We start from the raw sequence: 20,428 nt of genomic DNA on the forward strand, positions 1-20,428 counted from the left end.
GCCGACCCCACGGCCGAGAGCGGGGCGAAGCTAGGAGAACTCCCCAGCCGAGGTCAAGCTGGCGGGTTCACCCCGTCGAGGATGCGCGCGACGACCTGCTCGATATCCAGGCCGCTCGAGTCGATGAGCACCGCGTCCTCCGCCCGGGCGAGGGGGGCGACATCGCGTGAGGAATCCCGCTCGTCTCGGCGCGCGATGTCAGCTTCGACCTCGGCGACCGATCCCTGGAGGCCCTTGGCGGCCAGCTCGCGGAAGCGGCGATCGGCGCGGGTCGCCCGTGACGCCGTGAGGAAGAACTTGTGGGCCGCGTCCGGGAAGACCACCGTGCCCATGTCGCGGCCCTCCGCCACGCAGCCCGACGCCGCGATCGCGCGAGCGGCGATTGCGCGCTGGATCCCCAGCAGCGCCCCGCGGACCGCGGGGTGGCGAGAGACCCGCGAGGCCCCCTCGGAGATCGCGGGGGTGCGGATCACGTCGGTGAGCTCCGCTGCCACGGGCGCGACCAGCAGCACCTGCTGCCGCGCCCCGACCTCGCTGACCGGGCGAAACTCGATGGCGATCTCGCTCGCCAAGCCCGCGAGGCTCACCTCCTCGTCCCAGCTGACGCCGCGCTCTCGGGCCAGCCAAGCCAGCGCTCGATAGATGGCGCCCGTGTCGAGGAGCGCCGCGCCGATGCGCTGCGCGACCGCCGTGGCGACCGTGCTCTTGCCTGCCCCGGCGGGGCCGTCGATGACGATCAACGGGCCGGACATCGGCGGGAGCATAAGCCCTGATCCCCTCGCGCCAAAGCCCCGCGAGCGCTTTGCTTGCGCTTGCCCAAGCCCCCGCGCTCGGGCACGCTCGCGTGGATGCGACCCCGGCTCGCTACCGCGCTGGCGACGGTCTTTGCGCTGACCTCGACGCTCGCCACGGGCTGCGTCACCGTCGCGCCCCACGAGCGCGCGCAGCTCTCGGAGCCCGAGATGGATCCGAGCAGCGACGCCCTCGAGGAGTCCTTCCACAGCCACATCGAGTCGGCCCGCGAGGCTGGCTTTGGCGGGCACGGAGCCGCTGGCGGCGGCTGCGGCTGCGGCTGAGGCCAGAAGAAGAGGGAGGACCCAGTGCAGCGCGCGCTGTCTCGAGCCTTGCTGCTCACCTTGGTGCTCGCGGCCACCCTCGCCCCGTGGCGCAGCCAGGCCGAGGACCGCCTGACCGTGCGCGGCAACTACTACCGCGAGACCTCCACGCGGGTGCTCCAGCCCATGGTCACCTTCCGCAAGGAGCTCCCCAAGCAGGGCGTGGCCCTCGAGGCCGAGTACCTGCTCGACGTGATCTCCTCGGCCTCGATCGCCTCCGGCGCCCTCGCGCTCGGCGGCGACGAGGTGTTCACGGAGATGCGCCACGAGACCAGCTTCCGCGCCAGCGGCGAGTTCGCCGAGGATTGGGCGGCCTCGGGCTTCTACCGCTACTCCACGGAGACCGACTACACCTCGCACAACTTCGGCGTCGGCCTCAGCCGCCAGCTCCTCCAGCGCACCGCCACGATCTCGGTCAACTACTCGGCGAGCATCAACCACGCCTTTCGGATCACCAACAACATCGGCGCGCTCTCCCGTTGGACCTCGAGCCGCGACACCAACCTCTTGCAGGTCCACTACCTGTCCTTGGGGTATGGCCACATCCTCCACCGCAACGTGATCGCTGGCCTCAACCTCGAGGGCATCTACGCCGCCGGGCCCCAGGACAACCCCTATCGCCGCGCTCGCAACGGTGACGTCGAGATCCACCCCTGGCTCCGCAAGCGCCTGGCACCCTCCGTCTGGCTGCGCTGGTCGGTGCCCAAGGCCAAGATGGCCGTCGAGCCGCGCTACCGCTACTACGCCGACGACTGGCAGGTCCAGGCCCACGCCGTCGAGGCCAGGGTTCATTTTCGACCCCACCGGAACCTGCGCCTACGCCTGCGCTACCGCTTCTACACCCAGACAGAGGCCTTCTTTTGGCGAGACGACGGTGTCTGGGCCGCCGACTACCCGTGGCGGAGCGACGATCCCAAAATGGACGATTTTCACTCGCATACCGTGGGTGCGCGGCTGATCTGGGGTCTGGATGGAATCTCGAAATTCAAGGGGTTAGGATGGCTCGCCGGTGCCTGGATCGAAGCCACCTACAACCACGTCTTCGTGCGCTGCACCGATCTGTCCGCGGTCTGCCTCGACCAGGACTTTGGGTACGGCACCGTCCGCAGCACTCGCTACGGCGACAACCGCATCGGCAACCTCGCGTTCTCGCTGGCGTTTTGACTGCTGGGCGGCGCGGCCCTGGCTGGCCTGCGCGGCCCTGATGCTCGCCGCCCCCCTCGCCTGCACGCCGGGAGATCGGCACGACAGGGTCGAGCGCCAGCGCGTGGCGATCGTCGACGCGCCCACGGGCGAGCTCGAGCTCGACGCCAGGGTGGTCGAGCGGATCGCCGAGCGCGACGGCGTAGACGCCGAGACCGCCCGCGCCCGCGCCCTCGAGACCTTGATCCTGGTCGCCGATCGCCGCGCCGAGATCGCCGAGCGCGGCGGGGGCCCCGACGACCCCGACGACCTCGACCCGCTCCGCCGCGAGCACCTCGAGCGCGCCGCCATGGTCCGCCTGTGGCTCGACGAGCGCTTCGAGCCCACGCACCGCGAGGCCGACATCCCCCAGCGGGTGGTCAACGCGAACATGGAAGATCCACGCATCTTTCAGCGCCTCTTCCACCCCGAGCTGTTCTCGATCTGTCAGGTCCTGATCGTCCCGGTCGACCCCCACAAAGCGGCCGACGAGCCCACCGGCGTGCCGGGGACCGAGCTCGCTGGCGGCGACATCGATCCCGCCCTCGCCGAGCGCTGGTACGCGACCGCCGGGCAGACCTTCGCGCCCATGGTCGAGCGGATCCAGCGCGCGGGCGACGAACTCATCGAAGAGCAGCGTGGCTGCGGGCTGTTCCTGCGGCTGATCGGCGCGAGCGATCACGAGTTCTCGACCGAGCTCGGCGACATGCGGATCCGCTCCGAGCGCTTCGCCTTCGCGCCCGCCTTGTCCGACAACTTCGATCAGAGCTGGGTCGAGCGCGTCACCGCCCAGGAGGAGCCGGGCCTGATCGGGCCGTTCGAGACCGAGTTTGGTATTCACCTGGTCCTGCTCAACGAGGTCCTCCCGGCCTCCCTCGAAGACGGCTCGATGGCCCCCGACGCGCTGCGGACGGCCCGCGAGCAACGCCTCCGCGAGGAGCTCGAGATGTCCTGGCGGGCCGAGCAGCTCCAGCTCACCCTCGAAGAGATCCGCGAGCGCCGAGTGATCCGGCTCGCGCCCGAGCTCGAGCAGGGGCCCTGAGCCCCGGAGTCCCCCTCCGCCACCTCCGCGTCTCCCTACCCTTCTGCCCTCCCCCCTGACCTCGATGGCCGAGCACAGCACCAGCCCAGCGACGCAAGACGCCCCCATCGATCCGGGCGTCAGCGAATTCGGCGAGCTGCTCGCTCAGTTCGTGGCCGCGACCCCGCACATCCTCGGCGCCGTACTCTCCGACGGCGTCGACGACACGATCGATACCGCCCACCGACCGCAGGCCATCTCCGCCCTCGATCTGTGCATCGCCGGCGCGCAGATCGGTCAAGCCATGTCGCGGCTGACCATCGACACCATCATCTTCGGCTTTGGGCGCGCCCAGGTCGTCATTGAAAGTGAAGATCAAATCCTGCTCTCAAAAGTGCTCTGGGAGCAGTATTTGTTCACAGCGGTGACCACGACGCAGGTCAACCTCGCGCGCGTCATGCGGAACTTCGACGAGACGGCAGACCAACTCCTGGCGCTGCTCCGCTGAGCTCGAGGGCAATTTTGGGAAAGTGAACGGGCGCCCCCTGGACTGCCCGAGCTCCCGCCAGCTCGCGGGCTGAGGCTCGCTGTGGTTGATTGCCAGCCTGGACTGAGTACACTGCCAGTGCTCGTGCTCTAGAGCGCGAGGAGCACCAGAAGAACAGGAGTTCCAGACGATGGCCACCCACATCACCGACGAGTGCATTAACTGTGGAGCTTGCGAGCCCGAGTGTCCGAACGAGGCCATCTCGGAGGGCGAGGAGATCTACGTGATCGACCCCAAGCTCTGCACCGAGTGCGTGGGCTTCCACGATTACGAGGCCTGCCAGGCCGTGTGTCCCGTCGAGTGCTGCCTCCCCGATCCCGAGCGCCGCGAGGAAGAGCCCGCCCTCATCGCCCGTGCCAAGGTGATCCACCCCGACAAAGACTTCGGCGACGACTTCCCCAGCCGCTTCAAGAAGTGAGCTCGGGGCGCCTCGCTCGCCTCGCTCAGCGAAGTCTCTCCCCTCACCCCACGAGTTCAACGCCCCTCTAGGAGCCCGTGGTGGAACCCAGCGCGGCTCCTCGTGTTGGGTTTCACCACGGGCTCCTAGCGAGGGAACCGCGGCCGTCGAAGGCTCCCACCCCGGGCCTCGACGGCCGCGGCCGTCTATGATGCACGCGATGACCGAGTCGACCAGCGCTGCGCGACGACAGTGGCTGTTCCGCCTCGCTCTGTCCGTGATCATCGGCGGCGGCTTCGTGTTCGCGCTGATCCGGCGCATCCAGTTCATCCCCGACGACCCCTGGCCGCCGGCCTGGGTGCTGCCGACCTACCTGCTCACCTTGGTCGGCTACTTCGTGTTCCGGGCCGGGCGCTGGCACGCCCTCGTCAGGCCGCTGGCCGACGTCCCGCTGCGAACCACCCTCGCCGTGTCCATGGCCGGGACGATGTGGATCATGGTTTTGCCCCTGCGCCTGGGAGAGTTCGCCCGTCCGCTCTTCCTCGCCGAGCGCAGCGAGGTCAGCTTCGGCCAGGGCCTGGGCACCGTGGCGATCGAGCGCATCGTCGACGGCCTCGTGGTCTGCGGGCTGTTCTACGCGTCCTTACCCCTGCTCCCCGAGGTCCACGGCGAGCAGGCCGTGGCCGTCGAGCGCCTGCGCTCGGTCGGGCTGATCGCCAGCTCGGGGCTGTTCGCGGCGCTGCTCGTGCTCCTCGGCATGGCCCTGGCCCCGCGCGTGGTCGGGCGCCTGGTCGCGCTCACCTTGGGCAAGCTCCTCCCCTCCCTGGCCGAGAAGCTCGAGGGCTTCGCCCGCGGCGTCGCCGAGGGCCTGGCCGCCCTGCCCTCCTTGGGCCCGCTGCTGCGCTTCTTGGCCGGGACGGCGGCCTACTGGGGCTTCAACGCCCTCGGCACCTGGCTGCTCGCCCGCGGCTGCGGCCTCGACCTCGGCTTCCCCGAGGCCATGGCGATCATGTCGGTGCTCGGCATGTCCCTGCTCCTGCCTGGCGGCCCGGGGCAGCTGGGCATCTTCCACACCGGGCTGCTCCTCGGGCTGAGCATGTTCGTCTCCCAAGCCACCATCCACGCCCGCGGCAGCGTGTTCATCTTCTGGATGTTCGTGACCCAGCTGTCCATGGGCGTGCTCCTCGGCGTGATCGCCCAGCGCAGCCTCGACCTCGACTGGCGGGCCCTGATGGGCCTGCGCGCCCCGACCCCCACCGAGCCAAAGCCCGAACCCGAGGATCACGGCGCATGAGCGACAGCGACCCCATCGAGGTCAGCCAGAGCCCCGGCCGCCGCCGCGCCAAGGGCCTGCTGCGCGCCCTCCTCGGCCTCGCCCTCTTCGCCGCCGTGCTGTGGTGGCTGGCCCCTGACTGGGGCGAGCTCGCGACCCGGGTCGAGCTGCGCGTGGGCTGGATCTTCGTCGGCCTCGCCGGCACGACCGTCGCCAGCGTCGTGACCGCGGCCCGCTGGCGGCTGCTCGCCGAGGCCATGGGCGGCACGCGCCTGCCCTACATCGCCTACTTCTACGGCCTGGTCGTCACCCGCTTCATCGGCCAGTTCACCTCGACCCTGGCCATGGACCTCGTCGGCCGCGGCCTCGCCCTGCGCTCGGCGGGCAGCGAGCGCAGCCTCGGCCACGCCGCCACCCAGGTCGTGCTCGAGCGCCTGCTCGACATGGTCCTCCCCGTGCTCTTGCTGGCCTGGGCCGTGGCCGAGCGCGAGGGCTGGATCGCCGCGCACCTGGGCATCGGCCCCGGCGCCAGCTTGCTGGCCGTGTGCGCGCTCTTCTTCGCCCTCGCCGTCCCCCTGCTCGGCCCCGGCGTGCGCCTGGCCCTGCGCGTCTACCTGGCCCTGCGCCTGCGCCTCGACAAGCTGCGCCGGCGCCAGGTCGAGGCCGAAGCCGAGGCCGAGCTCGACGGCCCGGGCGCGCCCAAGGTCGACGCCCGCCTCTCGGCCGCGATCGCCCTGTTCAGCCTCGCTCGCTTCGCCACCGTGGTCATCCAGTTTTGGGGGATCGCCGGCGCCGTCGGCCTCGCGGGGCTCCACGCCGGCGGCGGGGTCGAGCTCGGCTGGCTCGAGATGAGCGCGGCCACCCCCATCGCCCAGCTCGCCGGCATGCTCGGCCTGACCCCCGGCGGCCTCGGCATCCTCGAGGCAGGCTGGGCCGGCGGCCTCGGCTGGGTCGGCCTCGACCCCGTCGACATCAGCCTCTTCGTCCTCGCCCAGCGCGTGGGCGTGATCGCCTTCTTTGGGCTGCTCAGCGCGCTGAGCTGGCCGTTCGCGCCGCGGGCTGGGGTCGCGCGCGGCGACGCACAGGCCCCGGAGGGAGCGCAGACATGAGCGAGGAAGCGTCCGATCCACAACCACAACCCACGCCCTGGCTGCGAGGCGGCAGCTACGAGCAGACCTACCTGATCCTCGCCGGCCTGTTCATCGCCGCGCTGGTCGCCTGCAACCTGATCTTCCAGAAGTTCTTCACGGTCGAGATCCCGCTGCCCTGGGGCGGCAGCCGCACGCTCAGCCAGTCCGTGGGGATCATCGCCTACCCGCTGACCTTCCTGGTCACGGACATCCTCTCGGAGATCTATGGGGCCAAGCGGGCCAACCAGGTCGTGGTCGCGGGGCTGGTCGCCAGCGTGTTCACGACGGTGCTGGTCGAGCTCGCGGACATCGCCCCGAGCGCGCCCTTCGGGATCGGGGACGAGACCTTTCACCAGGTGTTCGGGCTGTCGAAGGTCGCCGTGTTCGCGTCGATGGCGGCGTATCTGACGGCGCAGTTCATCGATATCCGGCTGTTTCACTTCTGGCGCAAGCTGACCCATGGCAAGCACCTGTGGCTGCGCAACAACGGGTCGACGATCGCTTCGCAGCTCGTCGATACCTTCGTGGTGTTGGCGTTGCTGGCTAGTTTTGGGGCGGCGGGGATCACTTGGGAGGTGGTGCCGCGGTTGTTCTTGGATGGGCTGATCTTCAAGTGGACGTTTGCTGCGTTGGATACGCCTTTGTTTTATTTGGCGGTTTATGTGTTGGAGCGGCGCTTTCCGGAGCAGGTGGCGGCTTTGCGGGAGGATGAGGGGTAGCTCGGGGTCTTTTGCGGAGGTCTGCGCTGACGACGGTGCAGGCGCACGGGCCAGCAGCGCGAGGCAAAGAAAAACGCCGGCTCACCGCAGCAGCAGTGGCGAGCCGGCGCCTTCGAGGGAGCGCGTCGAGCTCAGCTGACCATCGCCTCGGCGACGGCGCGGCGCATGTTGACCGAGACGAGCTTGGACACGCCGCGCTGCTGCATGGTCACGCCGTAGAGGCGGTCGGCGATCTCCATGGTGCGCTTGTTGTGGGTGATGATGATGAACTGCGTGCCCTCGGAGAGCTCGCTGACCATGTCGCTGAAGCGACCGACGTTGGCCTCGTCGAGGGGCGCGTCGACCTCGTCGAGGAGACAAAAGGGGCTGCTCTTGATCAGGAAGATGCCGAACACGAGGCTGACCGCGGTCAGGGCCTTCTCGCCGCCGGACAGCAGCTCGAGGCTGGCGACCTTCTTGCCCGGGGGCTGGGCGAGGATCTCGACGCCGGTGGTCAGCAGGTCGTTGGGGTCGGTGAGCACGAGCTTGGCCTGACCGCCGGCGAAGAGCCGGGGGAAGAGGCGCTGGAACATCTCGTTGACGGCCTCGAAGGTCTCGGCAAAGCGGACCTTGGTGGTCTCGTTGATGCGATCGATGGCCTCTTGGAGCTGGTTGATGGCGTCCTCGAGGTCGCGGCGCTGGCCGGCGAGGTACTCGTAGCGGCCGGAGACTTCTTCGTACTCGGCGATCGCGGTGAGGTTGACCTCGCCCATGCGCGAGAGCACGCGCTTGAGCTCCTTGACCCGGGCGATCTGGTCGGGGCTGACCAGGCCGCGATCGTGGAAGTCGATCAACAAGGTGCGCAGGTCGGCGTCGAAGCGGTCGCGGATGTCGGCCTCGAGGTGCTGACGCTCGAGCACGAGCTCGCGCAGGCCGAGCTCGACCTCTTGGAGGCGCTCGCGGTCCTCTTCGAGGGTGGTCCGCAGGTTGCGGAGCGTGAGCTCGAGCTCCTCGACCCGGCGAGCGACGCCCTCGTGGGTCTCGACGGCCTCGAGCTTGGCCGCCAGGGCGAGCTTGTGCTCCTCGAGCAGGGCGGAGTGCTCCTCGACCATGTTGGTGATGGCCTCGACGAGCGCCTCGACCCGGCGCTCGGCGTCCTCGGCGGCCTCGCCCAGGCGACGCGAACGCTCGCGCTCGCTGTGGATCTGCTTGCGCAGGCGCTCGCTGGCGGTGGCCAGGGCGTTGCGCTGCTCCTGCCAGCTGGCGAGCTGAACCTTGAGCTCGGTCAAGGTCGCGCTGACCTGCTCGCGCTCCTCGCCGAGGGCCTCGACGCGGTCTTGCAGGGCCTCGGCCTCGTCCTCGAGATCGGGGGCCTCCTCGCGCAGGTCGGCGAGCTCGCCCTCGAGATCGCCGCGCTCGCGCTCGCGCTGATCGGCGGTCGCCAGGAGCTCGCCGCGGCTGCGCACGAGCTGCTCGAGCGAGCGGGCCACGCGGTCGCGGGCCTGGCTGCGCGCGTTGAGCTCGTTGCGCGCGCCGAGCAGGGCCTTCTCGGCCTCGATGACCTCGCCCTCGCTGGCCTCGCGACCGCGCTCGACCTCGTCGAGGCGCTCGGCCAGACCCTGGCGGCGACGCTGGATCTTCTCGAGGTTCTCCTCGAGCTCGGCGACGATGGTCTGGAGCTCGCCGATCTCGCGCTTTTGCTGGAGCAGCGCCGAGTCGATGGCGTCGCTGGCCCCGCCGACGACGACGCCGCTGGGCTCGATGCGGTCGCCCTCGAGGGTGACGAAGGTGTGCGGGACGCGGCGCTCGGCGGGCAGCTCGGCGCGCATCCGGTGCCAGATCTCGAGGGCGCGGGCGAGGCCCTCGACGATCACCGTGTCGCCGAGGAGCACGTCGACGAGCTCGCGCAGCTCACCCTCGACGTCGACGAGATCGACGAGGCGACCGACCACGCCCTCGACCCCCGCGAGGGCGAAGTCCTCGGCCTTCGCCAGGGAGGTCGCGGCGTCCTTGGCCTCGTCCTCGCTGCCGCGGCTGGGGCCGCGGCCGTCGGCGACCAGCGCGTCGAACATCGAGGTTTGGAGGCCGTCCTCGCTGGAGGGCTGCTGCGCCGTATTGGCTGCGGGCGTAGGCGCGGGCGAGCCGTCCTGTCCGCTCCCCTCACCCGAGAGATCGACGACCTCGATCGGGCCCGCGGTCACGGCCGGGGTCGGGACGGACCAGCTGCCGGCGCGGTCCTTGGCCTGCGGCGGCCTCGCGCGCATGGGCAAGAAGGTGGTCCGGCCCTCGTCGAGCTGCTTGAGCAGCTCGACGCCGCTGGCCCCGGTCAGCGGGCCGTCGACGACCACGCCCTGGAGGCGATCGCCGAGCACCGCGGACACGGCCGGCTCGAGCTTGGCGGGGGCGCTGATGTAGTCGGCCATGATCCCCAGGACCTTGGCCTCGCCACCCCAGCTGCCGCCGGCCGCGGACAGGCCGGCGGAGGCCGACAGGCCCGCGCCGATCTCCGCGAGCTTCTCGCGCTGCTCCATCACCACCTGCACGCCGCCGTGGCAGGCCTGGTAGCGCGACTGGATCTCCTCGAGGGACTGGAGCCGCGAGCGCGCGCGCAGCAGCTCCTTGCGCGCGACCTCGACCTCGACCTCGACGGCCCGCAGCTGCTCGCGCAGCTCGCTGCGCTCACGATCCAGCTGCTGCCGACCCTCGCGCAGCGCCACGAGGGCCTGCTCGCGAACCTCGACCTCGCCGCGGGCCTCGTCGAGGCTGCCCTCGTCGAACTCCTCGCTGCGCTCGAGCTCCGCGACCTCGTGGTTCATGGCCTCGATGCGCTCGCGCAGCTCGGCCACGCTCTCGGCCCGAGACAGCAGCGTGGCCTCGAGCGAGGCCGCCCGCTGGGCGTTTTGGTTGCTCTTGCCGCGGGTGCGCTCGAGGGTCTCCCGCTCCTGCCGCAGGCGCAGGGCGATCTCGTTGAGCTCGGCCTCGAGGGCCTCGCAGCGGACCTCGAGCCCCTCGCCCTCCCCTTCTTGGTTGAGCGCCCCGAGCTCGGCGCGCTGGCGCTCGACCTCCTCGAGCTCGGTCTCGAGCCCGCCCAGGCCACGATCGACGGAGTCGCGCTCGGCCCGGCTCTGCTCGCTCGAGCGCCGCAGGCCCTCCTGCTCCTGGATCTTGAAGCGGCGGTCCTGCTCGATCAGCTGGATCCGGTTCTCGAGGTCGTAGAGCCGCTGCTGCCCGGTCTGGAGCTTGCCCTCGGCCTCGCGCAGGGCCACCCGCTCGGCCTCGTAGCGCGTCTCGCGAGCCGCGGCCTCGTTGCGCAGATCTTCGACCTGCTCGTCGAGCTCGCGGCGGCGAGCCTCGAGCACCTGCTCCGTGGCCCGCTGCTCGAGCAGCTTGTGGCTGGCGTGCCACAGCTCGAGATCGCGGAGCTCCGTGCGGTAGCGCTTGTAACGCTCGGCCTTCTGGGCTTGACGCTTGAGCGTCCCCAGCCGCCCCTCGAGTTCGCCGATGACGTCGGTGACACGCAGCAAGTTCTGGCGGGTCTGATCGATGCGCCGGGTGGCCTGGACCTTCTGCTGCTTGAACTTGGTGATCCCCGCGGCCTCGTCGATGACCTGGCGGCGGGTCTCCGGCTTGCTGGTCACGATCTGGCCGACGCGACCCTGCTCGATGATCGAGTAGCCGCTCTTGGCCGAGACGCCGGTGCCCATCAACATGTCGTTGATGTCGCGCAGGCGGCAGGGGACCTTGTTGATCAGGTACTCGCTGGTCCCGTCGCGATAGAGCCGGCGGGTCACCGCGATCTCGGGGAACTCGAGGTAGACGGAGGGACCGTCGCCCTCGGTCTCGAAGGTGATCGTGACCTCGGCCATGCCCGCCGGACCGCGGGTGCTCGACCCGGCAAAGATCACGTCGGCCATGCCGCTGCCGCGCAGGTGCTTGGCACGCTGCTCGCCCAGGCACCAGCGGATCGCGTCGACGATGTTCGACTTGCCGCAGCCGTTGGGGCCGATCACAGCGGTCACCCGATCGTCGAGGACCACCACCTCGCGGTCGGCGAAGGACTTGAAGCCGACGACCTCGATCTTCCTGATTCGCATGACGAGCAGCCCCTGGGGGCGGTCTCGATTAGCAGATCTCCCTCGACCCGCGAAAGGGTCGAGCCAGGTTTTGGCCCGTGGACGCGTGGAGGGAGATCTGCCCGGAGAAAGAAGCGATCTCGGCCGATCTCGCCGACCAGCGGCCGAGATTTCCACAGCGATCGGCCAAAGAGAACCCGCGTGGGGAGATCTCGTTAGACGCGATCTCTCGGGTCATCCTCGGCCAGAGCGCTCATTGCGTGGCGCCGTTGACGAGCCGCTGCTCGGGTGGCCTACTGCGCGCCGGAAGACCCGATGGGACCCGCAGAGATCGTCATCCTCGTCATCATCGCCGCCGTCGTTGCCGGAGGTGTGCTGATCCTGTCCCGGCGCTCCAAGAAGGCGCTCCCGACCGAGGCCCCTCGCGAGGCGATCCCGCCAGCGAAGGAGGCGCCCGAACAGAAACCCGAGCAGACCGATGAGCCCGAAGCGGCCGCGGCTCCAGAGGAGGCCGCGGCTCCAGAGGAGGCCGCGGCTCCAGAGGAGGCCGCCTCTTCGTCCTCCGGAGCCGCTCTCGAAGCGGACGAGGGCGCCGCGGATGCGGACGAGAGCGCTGCGGATGCAGCCGAGAGCACCGAGAGCGCGGCCGAGTCTGCCGCGAAGGCCCCCGTGGTCGCCGAGGGCGAAAGTGCCCCCGAGGACGCCGCGGATGCGAGCGAAGCCGCCGAGTCCAGCGCGGGGACCGAATCTCCGGCGGCGGCCGAGAAGGCCCCAAAATTCCCGGTCTTCGCCCCTCCCCCGACTTTCAAGCCGTCTCCCAGCCTTCAGAAACTGAACTTCGGGCCCAAGAAGGCCGAGCCCGAGGCTCAAGAGGAGCCCGAGACCGAGGCCGAAGCGCCCGAGACCGAGGCCGAAGCGCCCAAGACCGAGACCGAGGCGCCCGAAGAGCCCAAGGCCGAGGCCGAGGCCGAAGCGCCCGAGACCGAGGCCGAAGCGCCCGAGACCGAGACCGAGGCGCCCGAAGAGCCCAAGGCCGAGGCCGAGGCCGAAGCGCCCAAGACCGAGACACCCGAAGAACCCAAGACCGAGGCGCCCGAGCCCGAGGCTGCCGAAGCGCCCGAAGAGCCCAAGGACCCGGTCCCCATGCCGGTCGAGAAGCCCAAGGTCCCCACCCGCGAGGAGCGGGAGGCCGCGGCCCTCGACGCCAAGCGGAGCGAGCGAGATCGCTACCGCACCGGCCTCAAGAAGACCCGCAAGGGCTTCATCTCCAAGCTCGCGCGGCTGTTCAAGGGCAAACCCAAGGTCAGCGACGACCTCAAGGACGACATCGAGGAGGTCCTGTTCACGGCGGATATCGGCGCCAAGACGGCCGAGGCCCTGCTCGAGTCGGTGACCGCCGAGCTCGACAAGAAGGAAATCGCCGACGCCGACGCCGTGTGGGAGGTGATCCGCCAAAAGGCCCTCGAGATCCTCGATCTCGAGGCCCCAGCGCCCGATTACGCCCCGGCCCAGGGCCCCTACACGCTGCTGATGATCGGCGTCAATGGCGTCGGCAAGACCACCACGCTGGGCAAGATCGCGGCCCGCCACGTCGAGGCCGGGCGCAAGACCCTGCTCGTCGCGGGCGACACCTTCCGCGCGGCCGCTGGCGAGCAGCTCGAGATCTGGGCCCGCCGAGTGGGCTGCGACATCCACCTGGGCAAGGAGAACGCCGACCCCAGCGCCGTCATCTTCGACGGCATCACGCGCGGCCGCGAGGAGGGCTACGACGTCGTCCTCTGCGACACCGCCGGGCGACTGCACACCCGCAAGGAGCTGATGGACGAGCTGGGCAAGATGGGTCGCGCCGCGTCCAAGGCTCTGTCCAAGGGGCGAGACGAGGTCGAGCCCCACGACACCTTCCTCGTCCTCGACGCGACGATCGGCCAAAACGCCCTCGCCCAGGCCCAGATGTTCAAGGAGACCATGCGCTTCACGGGCCTCGTGCTGACCAAGCTCGACGGCACGGCCAAGGGTGGCGTGGTCCTCGGTGTCGTCGACGAGCTCTCGATCCCCATCCGCTACATCGGCATCGGCGAGGGCGTCGACGATCTGCGCCGCTTCGACCCCGAGGCCTACTGCGACGTGCTCTTCGAACCGGGCGAGGGTGAGCCGGAGGACGCGCAGGAGAGTGACTGAACACCTCTCCACCTGCCACCGCGGATTGCGTGCAATTCACGCACCCAAATTGGCCAATGCGCGTTTGTCACCCCCGCTCGAGCCCCCTTTGGGCGAGATCGACCTCCCTCTGATTCCATGTGCGTGCGCGAGGTGGCTAACGTCTCACGGCGTCACGCGCAGCCCAATAATCTAAATTTAGCCTGTAATTTCGAGACATTACACCACGAGAGGGCCTATCCAAGAGGATGCTAACGACGGTTGTGAGAGGGCTTACCCTATGTTACCGTCCGCGCCGAAAATCAAATCCGGGGTCTACCGCCCACGGGCGGCACCGCGCTACGGCGCGGGCTCGAAGCGCCAATCCGCAATCGATCGACTCCCAGTCAGCCATCCCCGCCCTGCGAATTCCGCACAGGCTCTCTCCCCCTACCTCCCCCCGCACCCCCCTCTCAAGCGAGTCCTCTCCAGAGGTGAGCATGCGACGATTCCTGACTGGCCTCACCGCGTTCGCGGTATGCGCCTCCCCATTGACGGCTCTAGCCGCCCCGGAAGACGAAGTCATCGAAGATGACGAGGAAGAACTAATCCTCGACGAAGATGACATGGAGGCCGTCCCAGACGAGCCTGCCGACGGGACACCAAACGACACGAGCTTCCTCGATGAGGGCGGCGGAGACGCCGACGCCTCAGCCGAGGTAGGTGGCACGGTTGGTGAAACGAGCGAAGGCGCACCTTCGCTCTCTGAGGATGATCAACGGAAGATCGACGAAAAAGAGATCACCGTCATCCAGCCCCAGGCTTTCCTGAACGTCTACGTAGATTCGGCGACCAACAAGAAGAAGCGCCGCGTCGAGCTGATGCCGCAAGTCGGTCTGACGATCAACGACCCCTATGTCCGTCACTGGGCAGTGGGTGCGGAGGTCAACTACTGGCTGACCAACCGCATGGCGATCGGCATCAACGGCACGGCTTTCTTCGGCCGCAAGACGCCGCAGTACGACCGAATCCGATTCCAGGAAGGTCTACTGCTCACCGCCAACCGCACCTTGTGGCAGGCGAGCGTCGACTATCTGTACGAGCCCTTCTACGGCAAGATCGCGCTGTTCAACCAGCTGCTCTTGCACTGGGAGTTCTACGCACAGATCGGTGGTGGGGCGATTCATACGCAGAACATCCCCCGCTTTCAGTCGGTCCACCCCACGCCCTTCAACCACATCACGGGCCAGCTCAACTTGGGCTTCGGCATCCGCTACTACATCCAGAACCTGGACTTCTTCTCGGTCAACCTGGGTGTGCGGACCTTCGGCTACTTCGACGCCTACGAGCCCCTCAACCGTGGTGTGAGCACCGACGCCGGTTCCGGCGGCGAGAGCATCGACGACCCGGCGATCAGCCTGGGCGACGACCCGAGCGCAGCCTACGCGCAGGCAAAGGAGGCGCCCCTGGGCGACCGCCTGGCCTTCAACGTGATGTTCTTCCTCGGCGTCTCGTTCCACCTCCCCCCCACCTTTGAGTACTCCTACCGCCGGTGAGTGAAGGATGACCGTGATGCAAAAGAACACGATCAAGCTCTCCCTCGCTGCGGCTGGCGTCTGCGCGGGGTTGTTCATGGCGCCCGGCGAGGCTCAGGCCAAGAAGCCTGGCGTCCTCGAGGGCAAGCCCGTCGTCGTCGATCGCCTCGAGCTCCGGAAGCTCCGCTTCCAGATCACGCCGCAGATCGGCATGAGCCTCTCGCAGCCCTTCGTGCACAAGGGCTTCGCGGGCCTCAAGCTGCGCTTCGACTTCACCGACTGGATCGGCGTCCGCGCCTCGTTCATGTACGGCGTCCTCGACGTCGACAGCAGCCTGCTCAAGGCCATCAACAACGGTGGCCTTCCCCTGGGCACCGCTGACTCGAGCGCCGAGCAACCGGCCTCCGTCGCCGGCCCTGGCCCCTACCGGACCATCGACCAGCTCGACAACCCGGCCCCGCTGCTCCATGACTTCCAGGCCGGCCTGACCAAGCTGCAGTTCACCGCGAGCCTCGACCTCGCGTTCACGCCCTTCTCGGGCAAGCTCGGCCTGTTCTCGGCGATCTTCACCGAGTACGACATCTACATCTTCGGTGGTGTCGGCTTCACCAACTGGGCGCGCCACTACGAGAACGTCCAGTCGACCTCGGAGATGCTCGCCATCCCGAACTCGACCGACGCGAGCGCGGAAGACTACTGCCTGGATCCCAACAACGGCGGCGCGACCAACTCGGAGTGTCTGCTCCACCCGGTCGACGCCGACGACGGCTTCCGCATCGGCGGCAGCTTCGGTGCAGGTGTCCACCTCTTCATCACCGACTGGCTGAGCCTCAACCCCGAGATTCACGACATCGTCGTGGGTCACAACGACGCCGGCCTCAACGCCACCATCGACGACGTCCCGCCCGTGGTCAGCAACACCGCCAGCGGCGACCGAGTGGCCCGCCACAACGTCACCTTCAACCTGGGCCTGACCTTCTACGTCCCGCCCAAGGCCAAGCGCAGCCGCCTCGAGCAGAAGCTGCGCAAGAAGAAGTAACCCTTCTTCTCCGCCTAGCCAAAGAGCCCGCGCCCTCCAGCGCGGGCTCTTTGCATTTCGCCCTTTCCCCCACCGTGCGGCCTGACCAAAGAAGCCAGGCAGCGCTCGCCCCCCAACCTCCAACGCCCGAGGCGGAGACCACCTCCAACGCCCGAGGCGGAGACCACCTCCAACCCTCGAGGCGGAGTCCACCCTCCAACGCCCGAGGCGGAGACGCCCTCCAACGCTCGAGGCGGAGACCACCTCCAACGCCCGAGGCGGAGACCACCCTCCAACGCTCGAGGCGGAGACCACCTCCAACGCCCGAGGCGGAGTCCACCCTCCAACGCCCGAGGCGGAGACCACCTCCAACGCCCGAGGCGGAGACGCCCTCCAACGCCCGAGGCGGAGACGCCCTCCAACCCTCGAGGCGGAGTCCACCCTCCAACGCCCGAGGCGGAGACGCCCTCCAACGCTCGAGGCGGAGACCACCCTCCAACGCCCGAGGCGGAGACCACCCTCCAACGCCCGAGGCGGAGACTTCTCCCGCCAAAGAGGCGCACAAAAGGGGCAGCAGGGGACCCTTCGCGCGAGTTTTGCGTACGAAGCACCCCGTCGAAGCGCCTCTCTCCAACCAGGCCACCGACCGCAACCTCGCCACAGGCCGAAGTCAGCAAGTTTGTCCGAGTGCGAAGGGTCCCCTGCTGACCCGTGCGCCTGTCCGCCGTCACCCACACCCACGCAAAAAACCCAGCCTCTCCCCGCCGTCACCCACACCCACGCAAAACACCAAGCCCCTCCCCACCGTCACCCACCCCCACACAAAACACCAAGCCCCTCCCCACCGTCACCCAAGCCCCTCCCCACCGTCACCCAAGCCCCTCCCCACCGTCACCCACACCCTCACAAAACACCAAGCCCCTCCCCACCGTCACCAACACCCCCCCCAAAACACCAAGCCCCTCCCCACCGTCACCCACACCCTCACAAAACACCAAGCCCCTCCCCACCGTCACCCAAGCCCCTCCCCACCGTCACCCACACCCTCACAAAACACCAAGCCCCTCCCCACCGTCACCAACACCCCCCCCAAAACACCAAGCCCCTGATCGACGACAATAACTTTTGCCGGTCGACGACAACTAAACCTGCCGGTCCGAGCCAGCCAGAACGCGCGTGGGACGCTGGGGAGCAGGAGCCCCCACGTGGTCACGGACGAGCAAGTACGGCTGCTACGGAGCAAGATGAACCAAGGCAAGACACAGCAGGCCGCAGCAGCGGCGGCGGGAATGAGCGTGAGGTCGGCGCGGAAGTGGCAGAGCGGGCCACTGCCCTCGCAGACCAAGGAGCCGCGGCACTGGCGGACGCGCAAGGATCCCTTCGAGGGGGTGTGGGAGGAGAAGATCGTCCCGCTGCTCGAGCGGGACAAGGAGGGCGAGCTCGAAGCCAAGACGCTGCTGAAGCAGCTGATCGAGGAGAAGCCCGAGCGCTTCAACCAGGGCCAGCTGCGGACGATGCAGCGGCGGGTCCGGGACTGGCGAGCGCTGCACGGACCAGACAAGGAGGTCTACTTCCAGCAAGAGCACCCGCCCGGCGAGGAAGCGGCGCTGGACTTCACCAACTGCAACGAGCTGCAGGTGACGATCGCGGGCGAGCCCTTCCGCCACCTGCTCTTCGAGCTGGTCCTGGTCGCGAGCGCGTGGACCTGGGCCTGCGTGGCGCTGTCGGAGAGCTACGAGGCGCTGGTCGAGGGGCTCCAGCGGGCACTGTGGGCCCTGGGCGGGGTGCCGCGGAAGCTGACCCTCGACAACATGTCGGCGGCGACGCACGAGCTGAAGAAGGCGCGGGGCCGGAGCCTCAACAAGCGCTTCGCGGACGCGTGCACGCATCTGGGCATCGAGACGGTCCGGCGCATCAACGTGGGCAAGTCGCACGAAAACGGCGCGGTCGAGGTCCGGCATCGGCGAACCAAAAAGCTGCTGAAGCAGGCGCTGATCTTGCGGGGCAGCCGGGACTTCGCCAGCGTCGAGGATTACGAGCGCTTCGTCCAGCAGACCCTCGAGCGCGAGCACAACCAGCACGTCACGGCGAAGCTCGAGCTCGAGAGCCCCTTGCTGAGGCCGCTGCCGATCAAGCCGGTGCCGACCTACACGACCGAGACGCCGAAGGTCCGGCGCTGGAGCACGATCAAGGTGCGGGGGCGGATCTACTCGGTGCCTTCGCAGCTGATCGGCCACCAGGTCGAGGTCCGGCTGCACGCCAACGAGGTCGAGCTGCGCTACGGCGGTGAGGTGGTCGAGACCTTCCCGCGGCTGCGAGGCGAAGGCGCGCACCGCATCGACTACCGCCACGCGATCGCCTCCTTGGTGCGCAAGCCCGGGGCCTTCCCCAACTACTGCTTCCGCGAGGAGCTGTACCCCTCGCTGATCTTCCGCCGGGCCTACGACGCGCTCGAGCGCGCTCGACCCGGGCGCGGCCACGTCGACTACGTGAGGATCTTGCACCTCGCGGCGATGACGATGGAGTCGACGGTCGAGGCCGAACTCGCGCAGCTGCTCGAGGCCGGCGCGCCCTTCGACTACGCGACGGTCAAGCAGCGGGTCCAGCCCACGGAGTCCGAGGTCCCGCAGCTCGAGGTCGGCGAGCCCGATCTGGGCGTCTACGACGAGCTGCTCGGAGGTGCGGCGTGAACCCTCGACCCCCCGCCCACGCCGAGCAGATCACCACGCTGCTGCGCAGCTTCAAGCTGACGACCGCGGCCGAGGAGCTGGTCCCGCGCCTGGTCACCGACGGCCACGAGCCAGCGCTGGCGACGATCGCCGAGGTCCTGGACCTCGAGGCCGAGGCCCGCCACGCTCGCCGAGTCGCTCGCCTGCGCCGGGCCTCGAAGCTCAGCGTCGGCAAGACCTTCGAGACCCTCGACGACAAGCGGCTGCCGCGACCGGTGGTCCGCAAGCTCCGCGAGCTGCAAGCCGGCGACTTCCTCGACGAGGCGATCAACGTGCTGGCCTTCGGCCTGCCCGGCGTCGGCAAGAGCCACGCCCTCGCGGCCCTCGGCCACGCCCTCGTCGAGCAGGGCCGCTCGGTGCTGTGGACGCCGACCTACTCGCTGATCCAGGAGCTGCTCGCGGCCAAGCGAGAGCTGGAGCTGCCCCGGAAGCTGCGTCGGCTCGACAACTTCGAGCTCGTGATCCTCGACGACATCGGCTACGTCAAGCAGTCGGCCGAGGAGGCCGAGGTCCTCTTCACCCTGCTGGCCGAGCGCTACGAGCGACGCTCGACGGCGCTGACGAGCAACCTGGTCTTCAGCGAGTGGGACCGGATCTTCAACAACAAGATGGCGACCTCGGCCGCGATCGACCGGCTCGTGCACCACTCGGTGATCCTGGAATTCAACGTGCCCAGCTACCGGACCGAGAAGGCCAAGGGGCGCAAGAAGGGCTGACGCCCGACGACAACTACACCGGGCTGCGACAACTGCCCGAACGACAACTACCCCGCGCGCGAGGTCGCCGTGCACGGGAACGCGCAAGTCTCGCACCGGCAGGAATAATCGTCGCCAATCGGAAAAAATAATTGACGCTGATCAAGCCCCTCCCCACCGTCACCCCCCCCCACACAAAACACCAAGCCCCTCCCCACCGTCACCCAAGCCCCTCCCCACCGTCACCCAAGCCCCTCCCCACCGTCACCCAAGCCCCTCCCCACCGTCACCCAAGCCCCTCCCCACACAAAAGCCTCAGCACCCCAAACTCCACTTCTCCAAACAAACACAAGCCCCCACCTCATCCATCTCCGAACACCCCGAAGCCGAGCAAGCCTCCTCCCCCTCCTGAAGCGCGACCTTGTAGTCGCTGACGCTCGACTCCTCCCCCTCGAAGCCATCGACGAACCAAGTCTCGAGGCAGTTGTCGTCGATATCCACGAGCACGTCGTAGATCACGAAGGAGGCCCCCTCGGTCAGGGTGAAGTAGCCGCGCCCCGTGGACTTCTCGTAGAGGTAGGCCTTGGTCCCCGGCACGTCGAAGCCCGAGGGCACGCTGCCCTCGAAGTCGATGCTGACGATGACCTCGTCGGCGAAGCTCGGCGGTGGCAAGGGGATGGTGATCCCGCGCAGCGAGGGCGCCTGGATCAGCAGCTGGTGCTCGACGCATGCGCTCGTGCTCAGCGCGAGGCCCAGCAGCGCGCCCACGATCAGGAAGCCACGACCACGGCGTGGGGCCCGAGTCGTGGAGGCTGCGGTGCTGGCTTCGCGTTGGCGCTTCGACATGCGCGGACTCCCTCTGAGCAAAAGCAAGAAGCG

Annotated in this window: 16 protein-coding genes; 13 read left to right on the plus strand and 3 right to left on the minus strand. The window is 68.6% G+C overall.

What is annotated here, in order from left to right:
* Window positions 1-53: 53 nt before the first annotated feature.
* Entirely contained in the window at window positions 54-752 is a 699-nt protein-coding gene (gene cmk / locus G6O69_RS30470) for a (d)CMP kinase (protein WP_172306981.1), read from the minus strand.
* A gap of 96 nt (window positions 753-848) precedes the next feature.
* Here cmk and G6O69_RS30475 point away from each other — a divergent pair, with 96 nt between their 5' ends.
* The 8 genes from G6O69_RS30475 to G6O69_RS30510 all read left to right on the plus strand — a co-directional run bounded on the left by G6O69_RS30475 (window position 849) and on the right by G6O69_RS30510 (window position 7,384).
* Window positions 849-1,076 (plus strand): DUF4266 domain-containing protein, encoded by a 228-nt coding sequence (locus tag G6O69_RS30475; protein WP_172306982.1) that lies wholly within the window; start codon window positions 849-851, stop codon window positions 1,074-1,076.
* A gap of 24 nt (window positions 1,077-1,100) precedes the next feature.
* A complete protein-coding gene (locus G6O69_RS30480; protein WP_172306983.1) occupies window positions 1,101-2,279 on the plus strand; it encodes a DUF3570 domain-containing protein in 1,179 nt (392 codons plus the stop codon).
* Window positions 2,280-2,319: 40 nt separating this feature from the next.
* Window positions 2,320-3,339, plus strand: coding sequence for a hypothetical protein (locus G6O69_RS30485; protein ID WP_172306984.1), 1,020 nt, complete (start codon window positions 2,320-2,322; stop codon window positions 3,337-3,339).
* A gap of 64 nt (window positions 3,340-3,403) precedes the next feature.
* Window positions 3,404-3,826: a hypothetical protein gene (locus G6O69_RS30490; RefSeq protein WP_172306985.1), complete on the plus strand. Its 423-nt coding sequence runs from the start codon at window positions 3,404-3,406 to the stop codon at window positions 3,824-3,826.
* A gap of 169 nt (window positions 3,827-3,995) precedes the next feature.
* Complete coding sequence (locus tag G6O69_RS30495; protein ID WP_172306986.1) at window positions 3,996-4,283, plus strand: YfhL family 4Fe-4S dicluster ferredoxin; 288 nt, start codon at window positions 3,996-3,998, stop codon at window positions 4,281-4,283.
* 199 nt (window positions 4,284-4,482) lie between these two features.
* A complete protein-coding gene (locus G6O69_RS30500) occupies window positions 4,483-5,556 on the plus strand; it encodes a lysylphosphatidylglycerol synthase transmembrane domain-containing protein (protein ID WP_172306987.1) in 1,074 nt (357 codons plus the stop codon).
* On the plus strand, window positions 5,553-6,644 hold the full coding sequence (locus G6O69_RS30505; RefSeq protein ID WP_172306988.1) for a lysylphosphatidylglycerol synthase domain-containing protein: 1,092 nt from the start codon (window positions 5,553-5,555) through the stop codon (window positions 6,642-6,644). The genes G6O69_RS30500 and G6O69_RS30505 overlap by 4 nt, the downstream gene beginning before the upstream one ends.
* Entirely contained in the window at window positions 6,641-7,384 is a 744-nt protein-coding gene (locus G6O69_RS30510) for a queuosine precursor transporter (protein ID WP_172306989.1), read from the plus strand. Before G6O69_RS30505 ends, G6O69_RS30510 begins: the two co-directional genes overlap by 4 nt.
* Window positions 7,385-7,515: 131 nt before the next feature.
* Here G6O69_RS30510 and G6O69_RS30515 read toward each other — a convergent pair whose 3' ends face one another.
* A complete protein-coding gene (locus tag G6O69_RS30515; protein ID WP_172306990.1) occupies window positions 7,516-11,457 on the minus strand; it encodes a chromosome segregation protein SMC in 3,942 nt (1,313 codons plus the stop codon).
* A 294-nt stretch (window positions 11,458-11,751) separates the two neighbouring features.
* On the opposite strand from G6O69_RS30515, the gene ftsY reads away from it, so the two are divergent.
* The 5 genes from ftsY to istB all read left to right on the plus strand — a co-directional run bounded on the left by ftsY (window position 11,752) and on the right by istB (window position 19,570).
* Window positions 11,752-13,614 (plus strand): signal recognition particle-docking protein FtsY, encoded by a 1,863-nt coding sequence (gene ftsY / locus G6O69_RS30520; protein ID WP_172306991.1) that lies wholly within the window; start codon window positions 11,752-11,754, stop codon window positions 13,612-13,614.
* A gap of 839 nt (window positions 13,615-14,453) precedes the next feature.
* Window positions 14,454-15,128 carry an outer membrane beta-barrel domain-containing protein gene (locus G6O69_RS30530; RefSeq protein ID WP_176397181.1) on the plus strand — a complete coding sequence of 225 codons (675 nt, stop codon included), beginning with the start codon at window positions 14,454-14,456 and terminating at the stop codon, window positions 15,126-15,128.
* Window positions 15,129-15,135: 7 nt separating this feature from the next.
* The gene (locus tag G6O69_RS30535) at window positions 15,136-16,146 is read left to right on the plus strand and encodes an outer membrane beta-barrel domain-containing protein (protein ID WP_176397182.1); all 1,011 of its coding nucleotides are present in this window, start codon (window positions 15,136-15,138) and stop codon (window positions 16,144-16,146) included.
* A gap of 1,223 nt (window positions 16,147-17,369) precedes the next feature.
* Complete coding sequence (istA, locus tag G6O69_RS30540) at window positions 17,370-18,815, plus strand: IS21 family transposase (RefSeq protein WP_172306994.1); 1,446 nt, start codon at window positions 17,370-17,372, stop codon at window positions 18,813-18,815.
* On the plus strand, window positions 18,812-19,570 hold the full coding sequence (gene istB / locus G6O69_RS30545) for an IS21-like element helper ATPase IstB (RefSeq protein WP_172306995.1): 759 nt from the start codon (window positions 18,812-18,814) through the stop codon (window positions 19,568-19,570). Before istA ends, istB begins: the two co-directional genes overlap by 4 nt.
* Before the next feature lie 294 nt (window positions 19,571-19,864).
* Here istB and G6O69_RS30550 read toward each other — a convergent pair whose 3' ends face one another.
* A complete protein-coding gene (locus G6O69_RS30550; protein ID WP_172306996.1) occupies window positions 19,865-20,395 on the minus strand; it encodes a hypothetical protein in 531 nt (176 codons plus the stop codon).
* Between the last annotated feature and the right edge of the window lie 33 nt (window positions 20,396-20,428).

The sequence above is a fragment of the Pseudenhygromyxa sp. WMMC2535 genome (assembly GCF_011083025.2).

Coding starts and splice junctions, on each gene's coding strand:
- ftsY (WP_172306991.1), top strand. CDS start 11,752: ATGGGACCCGCAGAGATCGTCATCCTCGTCATCATCGCCGCCGTCGTT.
- G6O69_RS30485 (WP_172306984.1), top strand. CDS start 2,320: ATGCTCGCCGCCCCCCTCGCCTGCACGCCGGGAGATCGGCACGACAGG.
- G6O69_RS30515 (WP_172306990.1), bottom strand. CDS start 11,457: ATGCGAATCAGGAAGATCGAGGTCGTCGGCTTCAAGTCCTTCGCCGAC.
- G6O69_RS30530 (WP_176397181.1), top strand. CDS start 14,454: ATGCCGCAAGTCGGTCTGACGATCAACGACCCCTATGTCCGTCACTGG.
- G6O69_RS30495 (WP_172306986.1), top strand. CDS start 3,996: ATGGCCACCCACATCACCGACGAGTGCATTAACTGTGGAGCTTGCGAG.
- G6O69_RS30510 (WP_172306989.1), top strand. CDS start 6,641: ATGAGCGAGGAAGCGTCCGATCCACAACCACAACCCACGCCCTGGCTG.
- G6O69_RS30535 (WP_176397182.1), top strand. CDS start 15,136: ATGACCGTGATGCAAAAGAACACGATCAAGCTCTCCCTCGCTGCGGCT.
- G6O69_RS30550 (WP_172306996.1), bottom strand. CDS start 20,395: ATGTCGAAGCGCCAACGCGAAGCCAGCACCGCAGCCTCCACGACTCGG.
- G6O69_RS30505 (WP_172306988.1), top strand. CDS start 5,553: ATGAGCGACAGCGACCCCATCGAGGTCAGCCAGAGCCCCGGCCGCCGC.
- G6O69_RS30500 (WP_172306987.1), top strand. CDS start 4,483: ATGACCGAGTCGACCAGCGCTGCGCGACGACAGTGGCTGTTCCGCCTC.
- istA (WP_172306994.1), top strand. CDS start 17,370: ATGAACCAAGGCAAGACACAGCAGGCCGCAGCAGCGGCGGCGGGAATG.
- G6O69_RS30475 (WP_172306982.1), top strand. CDS start 849: ATGCGACCCCGGCTCGCTACCGCGCTGGCGACGGTCTTTGCGCTGACC.
- cmk (WP_172306981.1), bottom strand. CDS start 752: ATGTCCGGCCCGTTGATCGTCATCGACGGCCCCGCCGGGGCAGGCAAG.
- G6O69_RS30490 (WP_172306985.1), top strand. CDS start 3,404: ATGGCCGAGCACAGCACCAGCCCAGCGACGCAAGACGCCCCCATCGAT.